13 protein-coding genes are annotated in these 13,957 nt (G+C 66.4%); 3 read left to right on the top strand and 10 right to left on the bottom strand.

What is annotated here, in order from left to right:
* Positions 1-33: 33 nt before the first annotated feature.
* From NJ1_RS13015 to NJ1_RS12990, 6 genes are all read right to left on the bottom strand, one after another.
* Positions 34-1,647 (bottom strand): GMC oxidoreductase, encoded by a 1,614-nt coding sequence (locus NJ1_RS13015; RefSeq protein ID WP_067692489.1) that lies wholly within the window; start codon positions 1,645-1,647, stop codon positions 34-36.
* Between the two features lie 113 nt (positions 1,648-1,760).
* Positions 1,761-3,326: an LVIVD repeat-containing protein gene (locus NJ1_RS13010; RefSeq protein WP_067692487.1), complete on the bottom strand. Its 1,566-nt coding sequence runs from the start codon at positions 3,324-3,326 to the stop codon at positions 1,761-1,763.
* Between the two features lie 337 nt (positions 3,327-3,663).
* Positions 3,664-4,092, bottom strand: coding sequence for a DUF4345 domain-containing protein (locus NJ1_RS13005; protein WP_067692486.1), 429 nt, complete (start codon positions 4,090-4,092; stop codon positions 3,664-3,666).
* Positions 4,093-4,277: 185 nt separating this feature from the next.
* Positions 4,278-4,778, bottom strand: a complete 501-nt coding sequence (locus NJ1_RS13000; RefSeq protein WP_067692484.1) for a DoxX family protein — start codon at positions 4,776-4,778, stop codon at positions 4,278-4,280.
* Positions 4,775-5,671, bottom strand: coding sequence for a sterol desaturase family protein (locus NJ1_RS12995; protein ID WP_067692481.1), 897 nt, complete (start codon positions 5,669-5,671; stop codon positions 4,775-4,777). Before NJ1_RS12995 ends, NJ1_RS13000 begins: the two co-directional genes overlap by 4 nt.
* A gap of 87 nt (positions 5,672-5,758) precedes the next feature.
* Positions 5,759-6,376, bottom strand: coding sequence for a TetR/AcrR family transcriptional regulator (locus tag NJ1_RS12990; protein ID WP_067692478.1), 618 nt, complete (start codon positions 6,374-6,376; stop codon positions 5,759-5,761).
* A 129-nt stretch (positions 6,377-6,505) separates the two neighbouring features.
* Here NJ1_RS12990 and NJ1_RS12985 point away from each other — a divergent pair, with 129 nt between their 5' ends.
* Positions 6,506-7,345, top strand: a complete 840-nt coding sequence (locus tag NJ1_RS12985; protein ID WP_067692475.1) for an SDR family NAD(P)-dependent oxidoreductase — start codon at positions 6,506-6,508, stop codon at positions 7,343-7,345.
* A gap of 118 nt (positions 7,346-7,463) precedes the next feature.
* Here NJ1_RS12985 and NJ1_RS12980 read toward each other — a convergent pair whose 3' ends face one another.
* The 4 genes from NJ1_RS12980 to NJ1_RS12965 all read right to left on the bottom strand — a co-directional run bounded on the left by NJ1_RS12980 (position 7,464) and on the right by NJ1_RS12965 (position 12,797).
* Complete coding sequence (locus tag NJ1_RS12980; protein WP_067692942.1) at positions 7,464-9,443, bottom strand: acetoacetate--CoA ligase; 1,980 nt, start codon at positions 9,441-9,443, stop codon at positions 7,464-7,466.
* Positions 9,444-9,617: 174 nt separating this feature from the next.
* Complete coding sequence (locus NJ1_RS12975; protein ID WP_067692473.1) at positions 9,618-10,373, bottom strand: MBL fold metallo-hydrolase; 756 nt, start codon at positions 10,371-10,373, stop codon at positions 9,618-9,620.
* Positions 10,374-10,380: 7 nt separating this feature from the next.
* Positions 10,381-11,346, bottom strand: coding sequence for a fumarylacetoacetate hydrolase family protein (locus NJ1_RS12970; RefSeq protein ID WP_067692470.1), 966 nt, complete (start codon positions 11,344-11,346; stop codon positions 10,381-10,383).
* On the bottom strand, positions 11,343-12,797 hold the full coding sequence (locus NJ1_RS12965) for an alpha/beta hydrolase family protein (protein ID WP_245717359.1): 1,455 nt from the start codon (positions 12,795-12,797) through the stop codon (positions 11,343-11,345). The genes NJ1_RS12970 and NJ1_RS12965 overlap by 4 nt, the downstream gene beginning before the upstream one ends.
* Between NJ1_RS12965 and NJ1_RS12960 the strand changes: the two genes are divergently transcribed.
* Positions 12,778-13,434: a TetR/AcrR family transcriptional regulator gene (locus NJ1_RS12960; RefSeq protein WP_067692464.1), complete on the top strand. Its 657-nt coding sequence runs from the start codon at positions 12,778-12,780 to the stop codon at positions 13,432-13,434. The two genes, NJ1_RS12965 and NJ1_RS12960, sit on opposite strands and share 20 nt — an antisense overlap.
* A complete protein-coding gene (locus NJ1_RS12955; protein WP_067692462.1) occupies positions 13,431-13,817 on the top strand; it encodes a carboxymuconolactone decarboxylase family protein in 387 nt (128 codons plus the stop codon). Before NJ1_RS12960 ends, NJ1_RS12955 begins: the two co-directional genes overlap by 4 nt.
* Positions 13,818-13,957 lie beyond the last annotated feature (140 nt).

The raw sequence follows: 13,957 nt of genomic DNA, 5'->3' as shown, positions 1-13,957 counted from the left end.
CGCACTGCCGCCGACGAGCCGACACCCCTGCGGTCAGATGAGGGTGCCCACGTCGTGGGCGACCAGGTTGTCGAGGGCTCGCTCGGCTATGGCCGCGATGGTCATGGAGGGGTTGCAGGCGGCGGTGTTGCCGGGCATGAGGGCACCGTCGAGGACGTAGAGGCCGGGGTGGCCGTGAACGCGGCCGTCGAGGTCGCACACGGTGCCGATGCTTGCGCCGCCGAGGGGGTGCCAGGTGGAGGAGACCAGCGAGTTGGTGTCGGTGAGGGTGGCGGTGGGACCCGCGATCCGGCGGACCAGAGGATCGATTCGGGTGTTCTGGATGAAGGCGTCGCCGTCGGCGGGCCAGTGCAGGGTGGCCTCGTCCTTGGCGGAGTCGTAGGAGAATCGGCCTCGGCCGTCGCTGACTCCGTAACCGACCAGCATGGTGCTGGCGGGGTCCGCCGGGAGCGGAGGCAGGGAGGCCTGGATGACGGTGCAGGCGGTGTGCGGGTCGTCCCAGTTCAGGCTGCCGTAGACGACCGGTCCACCCTGCGCGCCACCGAAGTTCGCCGCCGGGTCGGTCCAGACGTAGATGCGGTCCGCGTTGGTTCCCCAGCCGTTGCCGAGTTCGTCGGGGAGGTCGGGGATCTGGCCCTTGGCCGCGGCGCGCACCAGGAGTTTGGTGGTGTTGAGGCTGCCCGCGGCCATGATCAGGGCCTTGGTGGTGAGGATCTTCTGTTCCAGGACCTCGCCGGTGGTGTCGAGGCGGTCGACATACACGCGCCAGCGGCCGTCCTGCGCGAGTTCCACATCGGTCACCTGGTGCAGGGTTTCCACGCGCACCCGCCCGGTGGCCTCCGCCGCCGCGAGGTAGGTGACATCGACCGAATGCTTGCCGCCGTTGTTCACGCCCATGGCGCCGTCACCGTTGGTGTAGGACGCCTTCATCTCCCCGCGCAGTTCGGCGAGCGCGAAGTTCCAGTCGATGGGCATCGGAATCTTCGACAGCGGAAGCCCGGCCTGGCGCACTCGATCCGCGAAAACCCTTGCGGCGGTGTAGTTCGAGCTCTCCACCAGCTCATCGGGAGCGACGGCGAGACCGAGCATGCGGGCCACCCGGGGGTAGTGCACCCGGTCCATGGTGGCCCAGTCCAGCTCCTGCGGAAAGTGGGTGTTGAACACCGCCTCGGTCGGCTGCAACGACATGCCCTGGTAGATCAGCGATCCGCCGCCGACACCGGCCGCGCACAGGGCGGTCATGTTCTCCCCGGGCACGGCTTCCACCAGCCCGGTGTAGGGCTCGAAGATCAGGGGCCGGCCGAACAGCTCCGGGCTCGACCGATACCAGAGCACCCGCTTGTCCAATGCCGAAGCGCGCGGGAAGGTTTCGGCGTTCGGACCGGTCGGCCAGCGCAGCCCGCGCTCGAGCACCAGGACCGGAACACCGGCTTCGGCCAGGCGCAGCGCGGACACGCCGCCGCCGAACCCGGAGCCGATCACCACCACGCGATGGTCCTCGCGGGTGAGCGGAATCGAACTGCCCCGCAGGGAGATTCCGGGCGAGGCCGAGAGTGCGGGTGAGGCTCCGGCGAGCTTCGAACCGGCAAGGACGGCGCCGGCGGCGACCGCCCCGGTCAGCAGTGATCGTCGCGACATCGCGGACATGGCACACCTTCGTCGATGGGGGCAGCGGAGATCGGGGACGGCGCCATCCGGTCTGCGATGGCAACGCCCCGAATCACGCTGGGGTGGAAGAGGTTCGGGCGAGGCCCGTGGGATCAGGAGCCGATCGTGGAGCGCTGGTCGGCGGGCGGGGTGTAGACCGTCGGGGACAGGGTCATCGCCAGGAATCCGTTGTCCGCGCAGGTGGTCCAGAGTTGATTGCCGCGCCACTCCGGCGGCGAGAAGCACCAATCGGTGGACAGGTCGCCGAGGGCGAGCATCCCGGAGCGGGCGCTGGTGGCCTGCGCGGGATCGAACCGGCCCTGCAGCATGACCTGCACGACCGTGGGCGAGGCCAGCAGCGGCGGGCCGATGACCGAGGCCAGCGCGTGCGGCGAGTTGTAGAGCTCGGTGTTCTGCCCGGTGCGCGCGGGCGGGTTGAAGTAGGCGATCTCCCGGATCGAGGCGGGATCGCGCACGTCGAACACTCGAATGCCCGAGGAGGTCCAACTGCACGCCAGCGCGGTGGGATTCACCGGCCGATCGGCCGCGCAGTAGTGCGCGTCGTACGCGAACAACGAACCACCCGCCGCCGAAGCCAATGCGGTGTCCTGATTGTCGGGCAGGTCGATCTCGAGCTTGATGGTGTTCACCAGACGCGGATCCGCCGGATCGGCGACGTCCAGGACCTTCACACCACCCGACCCGGCCTCGTTCACGCTGAACACGTACGGCACGCCGTCATAGGTCACCGGAACGTTGTGCTGGGTGGCCCAGCCGTCGGTCCAGGTGATGTCAGACAGCTGGCGCACAACGGGATTCGGGTCGCGGCGCTGCACCGCGCTGATGTCCAGCACCATCAGTCCGCCGAGGTTGTTCGCCAGATACATCAGATTGCCGTCGGGGCTGAACCCCATGCCGTGCATCGAGAGTCCGGGCACGTTCTGCCAGATGACCCGCGGATTCGACGGATCGGTGAGGTCGACGGCGCTGACCAGTCCGGGCGCGACGCCCGAACTCCAGTAGGTGTTCCCGTCCGGGGAGAAGCCGCCCTCGTGCGCCGTGATCGGCACGGGCAGAGCCAGATTCGTGCCGGGACCCGGGTTGAGCAGGCGCGGATGCGCGCAGTCGGACAGGTCGTACACCGAGATCAGGCCCGCTCCGGTCAGCACGGGTGCGCCCGCGCCGACCAGCAGTTTGCGAGTCTCGTTGACCCGCAGGCTCTCCCAGGTTCCCGCCAGCATGGCCGGTTCACTCAGAGTGGCGGTCAGGACCGGGTTCGCCGGATCGGCGACGTCGAGCACCTGCACGCCCTGCTCCGGGCCGAGCAGATCGCCCGGGAAGAACGTGCCGACGTAGACGCAGTGATCGAAGCCGACGGACACGATCCCGCCGCCGCGGCCGCTGTAGCCGCCCACCCGCGTGAGGTTGCAGCCGTATCCGGCGCGGCTGCGGCCGCTGTCCCGCTCGGCGGCGGGCACGTCGCCCTGCAGACCCGGTTCGGGAGTCGAGCCGGGGCCGCAGTCCGCACGGCCCACCGCGATATCGGTGAGATCACCGATCTGACGCACCGTGCCACCGGACTCCGGTTGCGCGGCAACGATTCCGGTGGGCAGCAGGGCGATCAGGGTGGCTCCCAGGAGGCCGAGTCGCCGGGCTCTGATCGTGAAGGACGTAGTCATAGGTTGGCCTGCCCTCGACGGTGAGGGAACCTTTCGATCACTCGGCAAACGATCACTCGGCAACGATGCGGCGGGGGTTCCCGGCAGCACGGATGAGTGCGCCGAGCCTGTCCTGCGATCGCCATCCGGACTGTGCTGTCCGGATAGCGATCACAGTGTGCTTCAGACGACGGACCGCGTCAATACGTAGCCCACTTAACCGGAGTACGGATTCGCTGATCGGCTGTCCAAGGAGCGCACCGTAAGTCGAGTATCTGATCGCATTGGTCGGCATGGCGCGGGTGGTTTCAGGTGGGCAACTGTTCAACTCTGTTGCAGCGGTGGAGAGAACGATCGCCTATCCGCGTCGGCTGATCTTTCGCAGCGACCAGGCTGCGATCAGGGTGGCGGCGATCTCGAGGGTCAACCATCCAAGCATCGTCGTGTTGGGCCAACCATCCGCGAACAGGCTCACCACGCGCCCGAACGCTAAACCCCCGCACACGACAGCTCCCAGACACAGGGCCGGTATTCGCACTGCCGACCGGTGCAGGCCCAGCGCGAAGACAGCCGCGAAGGCCAGGTGCAGGCCGCCGTAGGTGGCACGAGCCTCGTTGAGGCCGGTGACGGCCTCGGCGTGCAGGCCCACTGCTGACACCGCCGGGCCGGGGACGATGATCCCCTTCAGTCCGAGCGCAGCGAAAGCGATGGTGGCCAGCGTGAGGTAGACACGAATGAGAATGTCCGGCAGAGCGTTCGGGCTGGCCTCGACGTCCGGGCGTGTCATTGCCCGCCTCCGCGCGGCCCGGAGTGGCGGGCGGTGCCCGGGACGGGCGATCGCGTCGGCTCCAAATAGGGAGTTCGCATACTGTCCTTTCGGTGGTTCCGGTGCGCCGCGTCCGGTCACGCAGGCGCGGGATCCGCCTGTGTGCGGTCGGGAGTGCCCGCTGAGAGCGTTGGCGTTGGCGTCGGCTATGCGTGCCGCGGGCGCCACGCAGTGGCGAGCAGCAGTGCGGCACAGCCGATTCCGGTTCCGGTGGTGATCGCCAGGGCTGTACCCGCAGCGGGATGGATCCCGAGCACGTGATCTACCGACCAGCGTCCGGGTCCCAACGCGGCGAGGGCCAGTGCGGCAACGGCTAGCACGGCAACGTATTCCCAACCCTGGCCAGGGTTGTAGATGAAGAACCCATTGCCGCGGTGGCTGGTGATCAGCGCGACGGCCATGGTGGCGACCACGGCGGACGCGGCCAGCGGTGTGGCCGCGCCGAGCAGCAGCAGGATTCCCGCTCCGGTCTCGGTGACCGTCGCCGCCAGCGCGTGGACCTTGCCCGGTCGTAGCCCGATGCTGTCGAACCAGCGAGCGGTGCCGGCGAGCTTGCCGCCGGAGAAGGCATGGCCCAGTCCGTGTACGAGCATGACCGTGCCCAACACCAGGCGCAGCAGCGCCGCGGCCGTGTCGACTCCGTTCACCCGTTCACCGCGGGTTCGGGCCGCGGGGCGGCTTCGCGGGCCTTCGCGGGCTGCCAGCCCGGCGGGGCGAAGATATATCCGAGCTTGTCGCGCAGCGTGCGGGCACCGCGCACGTCCCGCGCGATCTTCGCGAATTCGCCGTACTGCAGGGTGATCAGGTTGTAGGTCCCGATTGGGGTGGTGAGCCCGTAGGTCGGCCGGTGCAGCTCCTGCTGGAAGGTGCCGAACATGCGGTCCCAGATGATCAGGATGCCGCCGTAGTTCTTGTCCAGGTACAGCGTGTCGCTGCCGTGATGTACGCGGTGATGCGAGGGGGTGTTGAAGGTGTACTCGATCGGACGAGGGAGCTTACCGATTGTTTCGGTGTGAGTGAAGAACTGGTAGATCAGGTTCACCATGAAGGCGACGTAGATCGTCCAGGGCGCGAAGCCCAGCAGCGGCAGCGGGGCCCAGAAGATGGCCTCGGACCAGGGATTCCACTTCTGCCGCAGCGCGGTGCCGAAGTTGAAATATTCGCTCGAGTGATGCGCTTGGTGTGCGGCCCAACCCAGGCGGACGCGGTGCGAGAAAAGGTGGTTGCAGTACCAGGCGAAGTCGACGACGACCATCAGTAGCAGCCAGCTCCACCAGGTGTCGGTGGGGATGTGCCACGGCGCCACGTACTCCCAGAGGAAGACGAACACCACGAGTGTCGCCAGCTTGAATATCAGCGATGAGACGAGCGACCCGACGCCCATGCTCAAGCTGGTGCGGGTGTCCTTGGCCAGGTATCCGGTCGTCTTCTCGTGGTCGTGATCGCGCAGTGAGAATGCCTCGACCGCGACCGACAGGATGAACACCGGCACCGCGTAGAGCAGCGGAACGTTGATCTGATGCCAGACGTTCGACAGCATCGAGCCTCCTTGAATTGACTAAATCGTAAGTTACCAATTAGTCAATTCGGGGTCAATGGTGCGCTCACGCGGCCCGGAATAGACGACTCAGGTCAGTGTGGCGATGAGGCGATGGCTTCGCGCCGTCATCGCCTCAGCGCTCTGCTCGGGATGAGCCAGCCACCAGGCGACCAGCGCGGAGACCACCCCGGTCCATGCCGCGGTCAGCGCGGAGCGATCCGCGGGATCGAATAGGCCACGGTCATCGAGGAACGCGGATACACCGCGCGAGGCCTGCTCGGCGATGCGGGCACGAGCATCATGCGCGGCCTCGAACACCGGCCCCTCGGTCGGATGTGAAGCATCGAACACGACTTTCCAGTCGTGCGGCCGCGGGCGCAGCGCGGTGAAGATCGCGTCGAGCGTGCGCTGGGCCATTTCCAGGGTCGAGGGCGCACCATCGAGGGCCTCGTCGATGGCGTCGCCGAGCACCGCCGCAGCCCGGTGCTGGCATGCCAGATACAGGCCATCCTTGGTGCCGAAGTAGCTGTACACCAGCGGTTTCGAGACCCCGGCCGTGGTGGCCACCACGGCCAGTGACAGGCCCGCGTACCCTACTCGCGCGATTTCGGCAGCTGCCACGTCGAGGATCTGTGCCTCCCGCTCGGCGCGGGGGACTCCCTTGCTTCCCGCCGTGTTCGTCCTTGCTCGCGTCGCGCCCGCCATCGCGCTCCTTCCCGGTGTCCGGTCGTTTTGACACTGAATTGCACTGGAAGTAATTTACCGATTGGTCAATTAGCGAGGTTACCATCACGGTCACCCCGTTCACCGAGCATCACACCCGACAGGTGCCACATGAACAATCCCCTGATCACCGCCCTGCTCAACCCCGCGCCCTCGCTACGCGGCCTCACCCGCACGCCATCGACAAACCTGCACGGCAAGACCGTGATCCTGACCGGAGCTTCCTCCGGCATCGGCGAAGCGAGCGCGCACATGCTGGCCGAACGAGGTGCCACCATCGTCGCAGTAGCGCGCGACCATGACCGCCTCGCCCGCACATGCACCGCGATAACCGACGCCGGCGGCACCGCGCACCCGCTGTCCTGCGATCTGACCGATCCCGATCAGATCTCACACCTCGCCGCCACGGTGGTCGAGCGCTTCGGCGCGCCCGACATCGTGATCAACAACGCCGGCCGTTCCATCCGCCGAGCCGCTCTCGATGCCGTCGATCGCGCCCACGACTACGAGCGCACCATGGCGGTCAACTACTTCGGCCCGGTCCGGCTCACCCTGGCCCTTCTACCGACCCTGCGCCTGGCCGGCCGCGGCCACATCATCAACGTCGGCACCTGGGGCACCACCGCAGGTGTGATGCCCAAGTTCAGCGCCTACCATGCCTCCAAGGCTGCCCTCGCCGCCTTCTCCCGCAGCCTCGGCGCCGAATGCCACGACACCCCGATCGCCGTCACCACCCTCGGATTCCCGCTTGTGCGCACCCCCATGATCAGCCCCACCGGTGACTACGACACCCAGGCCGCCCTGACCCCCGAGCAGGCCGCGCGCTGGGTGCTCACCGCCATCGCAGAACGCCCTGTCGAGTTGTACCCCAGCTACGCCGCGGCTCTTCGACTGATCTCGGCGATCTCGCCACGCCTGACCGATTCCCTGGTGCGCGCCGCAGGGATCTGACGGCGGAGAATTCGAGAACACGATCATGCATTCGGCCTGCAGCTGTTCACTTCGCCCGTTGTCTTCGTTCAGATTCGCTCAGTCCGGCACACCCCGTGTGGTGTTGTGCTGCTGCAGGTCACGAGGGTTCGCCAGGGTCGGTAGAGGAAGAGTTGCGGGAAGCGAACCAGGCGAGATGGCTCGGATCGTCCACCGCGGCGGGATCGACGATCTGATCGAGCTCGGCGCCCTGTAGGAGCCGTTTGATCGGGATCTCGAGCTTCTTTCCACTGCGGGTGTGGGGGATCGCGGGTGCCTCGATGATCTCGTCGGGGACATGGCGCGGAGACAGGGTCGTTCGAATGGCGGTAGTGATCCGATCTCGCACCTCGTCGGTGAGTTTGATCCCGGTGGCGGGTACGACGTACAACGGCATCCAATAGCCACCGTCAGGTTGTTCCACACCGACAACGAGCGCTTCGGAGACCTCGGGGAGGGCCTCGACGACTTGATATATATCGGCGCTGCCCATGCGCACTCCGTTGCGGTTGAGCGTGGCATCCGATCGGCCGTGGACGACGATGCTGTTGTGCTCGGTGATCGTGACCCAATCCCCGTGACGCCATATCCCGGGATAGGCGTCGAAATAGGTTGCCCGGTAACGGTTGTGGTCCGGGTCGCTCCAGAACGAGAGCGGCATCGAGGGCATCGCGGCGGTGACGACCAACTCACCGACTTCGCCTCGCAGCGATGCCCCTCGGGCATCGAACGCGTCCAAGGCCACCCCGAGGTAGGGAGCGGACAACTCACCGGGCCGGGCAGCGACGGTGCTCACCCCGCCCGCGAAGGCAGACACGATGTCGGTTCCGCCGCTGATGGACGAGATCGCGATACCGCCGCCGACAGTCTCACGCAGCCACATCTCCGAGGAAGCCGGCAGCGGTGCCCCGGTGACGCCGATCAGCCGTACCGCCGACAGATCGTGGTCGCGCGCGGGCGCAGCGCCGGCTTTCTTGCAGGCCAGCACGTAGCCGGGGCTGGTCCCGAGCACGGTACATCTCAGGTCGCTCGCTCGCGCGAACATCGCATCGGGGCCGGGGTGAGTGGGGCTGCCGTCGTAGCAGACGATGGTCGCGCCCACCAGCAAGCCCGCGATCTGATAGTTCCACATCATCCAACTAGGGTTGGTGTACCACCAGAAGGTGTCCTCGGGCCCGATATCGGACTGCAGGGCAAGGGCTTTGAGGTGTTCCAGGACTACACCACCGTGGCCGTGGACGATGCCCTTGGGCTTGCCGGTGGTCCCCGAGGAGAACAGCACCCACAGCGGATGATCGAAGGCGACCGGCTCGATGTCGAGTGCAGTACCCGCACTCGAGGCGACCGCCTCCTGCCAGCTCAATGTCTCGGGTATCGCTTGGCCCAGCCGGGCGACCGCGAGCGTGCCGCGCACGGTCGGCAGCGCGGCGCGCAGGGTACGGACCTCGGCGCGGCGGTCGTGTTCCTTGCCGCCGAACCGGTAGCCATCCGCGGTCACCAACACGACCGGGTCGAGTTGCCCGAGCCGGGCGGCAGCGGCGTAACCGGTCCCGTCCTGCCCGCACACACTCCAGATCGCGCCGAGACTGGCCGTGGCCAGAAAAGCGATCACCGACTCGGCGATGTTGGGCAGATAGCCCACGACTCGGTCCCCGCGTTGCACCCCCAGCGACTGTAATGTCCGCGCGAACGCTGCGGTGTGGGTGAGTAGTTCCTGCCAGGAGTACTCGCGCACCGGGGCGTCTTCGGACACTGCGATGATCGCGGGCCGGTCGGCGCGCGCGTGTGCTGCGACCTGCTCGACGTAGTTCAGCTGTGCACCGGGAAACCACGAGACCTCAGGCATCTGCCCGCTCTGGACCGGCCCCGGAATGTCCCCGAGGTCGAAGTAGGTCCAGATCGCATGCCAGAACGTGGGGATATCGTCGATAGACCACTGCCACAGTTGCTGGTAGCCGTGCGTGCGTACCTCGTAGCGGTTTTCCAGGAACCGCGCGAAGACGGTGATGCGGGCATCGGCGATCGACTGTGGTGTCGGAACCCATTGCGGGAGAGGGTCTTCAGGCAGAATCTGTGTCATCGTGCGGTGCATTCCTTGTCGGTCACGGTGTGGGGTGCCGGGGTACGCGGCTGCCGTCTCGCAGGTGCGGGAGTTGATCCCGGTCGCGGATACGATGGCGTCCGCACGCTGGCCGGCAGTGATCGTGGTCGGCGATACCGCCGGCTCCGGCGCGCGATCTCGGGTACGGGTTCGTCAGTGTCGAGGGGACGGCGGCCGCGGCTCCAGAGCCGCGGCGATGCGTGGACTGTCGAATCTGATAGGGAGCCCGTGTCCCGGAACGAGAGTGTGGGCGTGTGCCAGTGCGAGGTGCGTAGCGGTGTCGTAGGTGAGCGCCTCGTCGTGATTGAACACCGCTGGTAGTAATTGAGGGCCGGCGTGAGGTAGCAGCGGATGTCCGGTGACGAGTGCATCTCCGGAGAAGAGAACTCCTTCGGAGGGCATGAGGTAGGCGGTGTGACCGCTGGTGTGCCCGGGGGTGGGGATCGCGACGAGCCCGCCGGGCAGTGCCGCGACGATGACGGGATCGACCGCTTCAGCCTGCGGGACGGCCATGCCTACGCGGCCGTGGACCGCCCATAGGGTGTGTGCGACCCAGCGGCGACCGCGGGCGGTGAGCAGTTGTTTGAGCATCCCTGTGGGCGTGATCTGTTGCAGGTATTCACGTTTGGCGTGCCGCACTTCCTCGGCGCCGGTGTAGACCGGCATGCCGACCTGTTCGATCAGCGCCGGAATCGCGCCGATGTGATCGAGGTGGGCGTGGGTGAACAGTACGGCCTGAACATCGGCCGGTCGATGCCCGATCTGGCTGATCGAGTCGAGCACGTCGGCGGTGTCGCAGGGATATCCGGCGTCGACCAGGGTGATCCCGGAATCGTCGCTGATCAGTGCCCAGTTGACGTTGGTGCCGGCTACGACATGGACGGAGTCGGAAACCTGATCGATTTTCATATCTCGCCTATTTCTCGATGTCGTGCTCGATGATTCCGACGCCCTCGATTTCCAGCCGCAGATGATCCCCGGGGGCGAGCCAGCGGCCCAGTTCCATCCCACTTCCACCGGGCAAGGTGCCGCTGGACAGCAATTCGCCGGGGTAGAGCTGTTCGCCGCAGGACACGTGCGCGATAGCTTGGGCCATCGAGTATCGGGCATCGTGAGTTCCGGTGCGGGCGACGGTTTCACCGTTGATCGCGACCGTGGCGGTCAATCGATCGAGGCGATCAGCGAGCGCGGGCCCGGCGGCCGCGGTGCCCGACATGGAGGTGAGGAAGTGCTTGGCTCGTTGCGGACCGAAACCCGATCGCATCTCCGCCAACTGGACATCGCGGGCGGAGAAGTCGTTGATCACCACCACCGCGGCGATCGCGGCTGCCGCCTGTTCGACGGTGGCGTCGCGCAACGGGGCACCGAGCACGACGCCGAGTTCGAGTTCGAAATCCAGTGCCTGCGTATAGGCAGGGGCGGTGACCGGCACCCCGGACGGGACGATCGTCAACGCGTTGGACATGTAGTAGATCGGTTGCCGGTACCACAGAGCATGTGGTCGGAACGCCGGAAAGGTGTGTCGGGTGACCGTCTCGTAGGCGGCGGCGACCCGGGACACCGCAGGCAGGAACCGGCGGGCCAGGCCACGTGCGGCGTCGACGGCGTGCTGTTCGAAGATCATGAAGTCGCGGAACGAGACCGGGCACACCGGCAGGACGAGAGCCCCGTCGCCCAGCCCGAGGGTCTCGTACCGCGATAGCTCGAAGTCCAGTGTGAATGCGGGCTCGAGTCTCGGAAATGCTTGGCCGCCAGCGGATTCAGTGACAGCGTGCCATCCAGTTCCGGTGTCGATTTGGGTATCGATGCGGTGCGCGCCGCGATCGAGGATGCGCCGCATCCGAGGGATCGCAGCGCTGGTGGTGTGGGATGAGTGGGTCATGCGGTGACCCCGTCTCGCACCCTCAGGTGCTCGCGAAAGAATTTCGTCGACAGCGCCGTCCACTCCTCGGCGTGGCCCATGGCGCAGTGATCATCCTCGGCATAGAGCACCAATTGCGCGTCCGGTGCCTCGATGGCGATGTCGATCGAGTCGCGAGTGTCGGCGAGGGTGTCGCGGGCGCCGTTGATCACCAGCAGCGGGATGTCGATGTGGCGATAGTGTTGGGCGAGTGAGAATTTCGCCAGCTTGCGCGACAGATCGGCAGGGCCACTGGCTCCGAGGGTCGAGATCAGCGTCGAGACGACGATCTCGGGCATCCCTATCGAGTTGAGCAGCCCGAAACTGCGGTCCGAGAGCGGGCCGTTGGACACCGCTACCGCCAGTCTCGGGTCGACGGCGGCCATGCGCGTCGACCAGTAGGCGCCGAAACTGAAGCCCAGCATGCCGATCCGGTGCGAATCGATGCGCGAGTCCGCGCACAGGTGGTCGATGACGGTCGAGTAAATGGTCTCGGCATCGGTGGTCAGAGGCTCGGTATAGGAGTAGGTGCCGGGCATTTCCATCACGAACACGCCCATGCCGGCGTCGCGCCGCGACAGCAGCGGCAGCAGCGCTTCGGCGACGGTGCCTTCCAGGCCGTTGGTAACAAGGATCGTCGGCACCGACGCCGCATCGGCAGGCAGCATCAGCAGCCCGCGGACGGTCTGAGTGCCGACCGGGATGTGCACCACTTCGATGCTCACGCCCATCGCGGTGTCGAGTGAGCGCAGCAGCACTTCGCACAGCCGGTGGGAGCGCTCGTAGGCGGCCAGCCTGGCCGGGCTGTACCCCGGCCAGGCGGCGATGAACTCGTACACCAGTGCTTTGATCAGCCCGTCGAGCGCGATCGCGGCATCGGCGGCATCGGGATGTGTCACGCAGAATCGGTCGACCGCCTCGGGATCGGCCACGGGTCCGCGGTCGGCCAGGATTGTCACCGCGGGTGCGAGCAACTCCCCGAAAGCAGGCAGATCGAGCGGCGCGGCTGCATCGAGCAGCAGCTCTGTCGACGGTCCGCCCAGGCGCAGCAATGCCGTGTCGGCCCGCGCGAGGTGTGCGCGGGCGAAGTCTCCCCAGTAGCCGGCCCAGCGGGCGTCGTCGAAGGACCGGCAGCCGTGCAGTTGACGCTGGAATTCCTCGGGGTCGATCCCGCCGAGGTGGGTGAACCTGTCGGCGAACAACCGGGGCAGGAACGCTCCCACACCCATACGCTGGGCCGCACGCTCGGTGGTGTGTGTCATCGCACGAGCGCTGACGAGCACTCGTTTGCCGATCTCCCGCACAGACGTCATCGTGGTGCCTCTCGATCTCGAAATAGCAGAAAGTTCTGCTTTTGTGAGCGTAAGCACGTCGGTAGCCAAAAGCAAGAACCTCTGCTTTAGTATCGAATCTATGTCCGAAGCCGAGAACATCGAGCCGCTGCGCCGGCCCGGAGGCAGGGCGGAGAAAGTTCGCGAAGCCGTGCATAGCGCCGTGCTCGAAGCTGTCGAGGAACGCGGCGTGGACAAGGTCGGCATCCCCGACATCAGCCGACGCGCCGGTGTTCGCGACAGCTCTATCTACCGGCGCTGGGGAACGCGAGAGAACCTGGTACTCGATGTGATGCTCAGCGCCAGCGAGCGCACCCTTCCGCTACCGGACACCGGGTCGCTGCGCGGAGATCTCACCCTCTTCGCCACCGCACTCATCGACTACCTCGACACCCCGTTGGGCACCGGCCTTGCGCGCGCTCTGGCATTCATCACCGACTCCGACGAGATCGCCCAAGCACGAAAAACCTTCTGGGAGAACCGCTACGAAGCGAACCAGGTCATGGTCTCCCGTGCGGTCGAGCGCGGTGAACTGGCCCCTGGCACCGACGCAAGGACAGTCATCGAATCCCTGATCGCACCGATACATTTCCGCCACTTTCTCACTCACGAACCGATGAACGACCGCTTCGTCGATCAGCACATCACTCGGGTGATCCGGTCATTGCGGTCCGATCCGGCCGAACAAGCCACGGCCGATGACTCATCCGCTACCGCACGTCGAACAGGCAGCCAATGACCGACCGCGAATCCCAGAAGCCTCATGCGAATGGACTGCGCACCCGTCGAGCAGTCATGGGCGAGGAGTACGTCGCCCGAGCCATGGCCCGTACTGCCCACAGCGAATCGACAGACCTCCAGCACTTCGTCACCGAGCATGTGTGGGATGCGGTGTGGAATCGGCCTGGTCTGAACCGGCGTGACCGCAGCCTGCTCAATTTGGGCATACTCACAGCTTTGCGAGCACACGACGAGCTCGCTGGCCACGTGCGCGGCGCTCTCAACAACGGGCTCACTCGCACGGAGATCGCCGAGTCGATCATTCACACCGCCGGATATTGCGGCGCGCCTGCCGCGCTGGCCGCCATGCGGATTGTCCAGCAGGAGTTCGACAAACGCTGATCGCAATTGTCCTGCCCGCACGACCGAGTCCTTCCAGCTCCGGCAGACCTGCAGTCGCCGGGAGGTGCGCTGCCGACCTGGAACTGCCCCGGGTCAGCAGCGCACCCATCACCAGCGCAGCGAAATCGAGCCAGAGGCGC

The organism is Nocardia jejuensis NBRC 103114, from assembly GCF_001613145.1.
GTDB classification, from domain to species: Bacteria; Actinomycetota; Actinomycetes; order Mycobacteriales; family Mycobacteriaceae; genus Nocardia; species Nocardia jejuensis.
Note: the sequence above shows the minus strand (reverse complement) of the source record. Positions and strands in the feature narration are given on the sequence as shown.

Excerpts from the sequence above, each read along its gene's own strand:
- NJ1_RS13015 (WP_067692489.1), bottom strand. The coding sequence starts at position 1,647 with ATGTCCGCGATGTCGCGACGATCACTGCTGACCGGGGCGGTCGCCGCC.
- NJ1_RS13010 (WP_067692487.1), bottom strand. The coding sequence starts at position 3,326 with ATGACTACGTCCTTCACGATCAGAGCCCGGCGACTCGGCCTCCTGGGA.
- NJ1_RS13005 (WP_067692486.1), bottom strand. The coding sequence starts at position 4,092 with ATGACACGCCCGGACGTCGAGGCCAGCCCGAACGCTCTGCCGGACATT.
- NJ1_RS12995 (WP_067692481.1), bottom strand. The coding sequence starts at position 5,671 with ATGCTGTCGAACGTCTGGCATCAGATCAACGTTCCGCTGCTCTACGCG.
- NJ1_RS12990 (WP_067692478.1), bottom strand. The coding sequence starts at position 6,376 with ATGGCGGGCGCGACGCGAGCAAGGACGAACACGGCGGGAAGCAAGGGA.
- NJ1_RS12985 (WP_067692475.1), top strand. The coding sequence starts at position 6,506 with ATGAACAATCCCCTGATCACCGCCCTGCTCAACCCCGCGCCCTCGCTA.
- NJ1_RS12980 (WP_067692942.1), bottom strand. The coding sequence starts at position 9,443 with ATGACACAGATTCTGCCTGAAGACCCTCTCCCGCAATGGGTTCCGACA.
- NJ1_RS12975 (WP_067692473.1), bottom strand. The coding sequence starts at position 10,373 with ATGAAAATCGATCAGGTTTCCGACTCCGTCCATGTCGTAGCCGGCACC.
- NJ1_RS12970 (WP_067692470.1), bottom strand. The coding sequence starts at position 11,346 with ATGACCCACTCATCCCACACCACCAGCGCTGCGATCCCTCGGATGCGG.
- NJ1_RS12960 (WP_067692464.1), top strand. The coding sequence starts at position 12,778 with ATGTCCGAAGCCGAGAACATCGAGCCGCTGCGCCGGCCCGGAGGCAGG.
- NJ1_RS12965 (WP_245717359.1), bottom strand. The coding sequence starts at position 12,797 with ATGTTCTCGGCTTCGGACATAGATTCGATACTAAAGCAGAGGTTCTTG.
- NJ1_RS12955 (WP_067692462.1), top strand. The coding sequence starts at position 13,431 with ATGACCGACCGCGAATCCCAGAAGCCTCATGCGAATGGACTGCGCACC.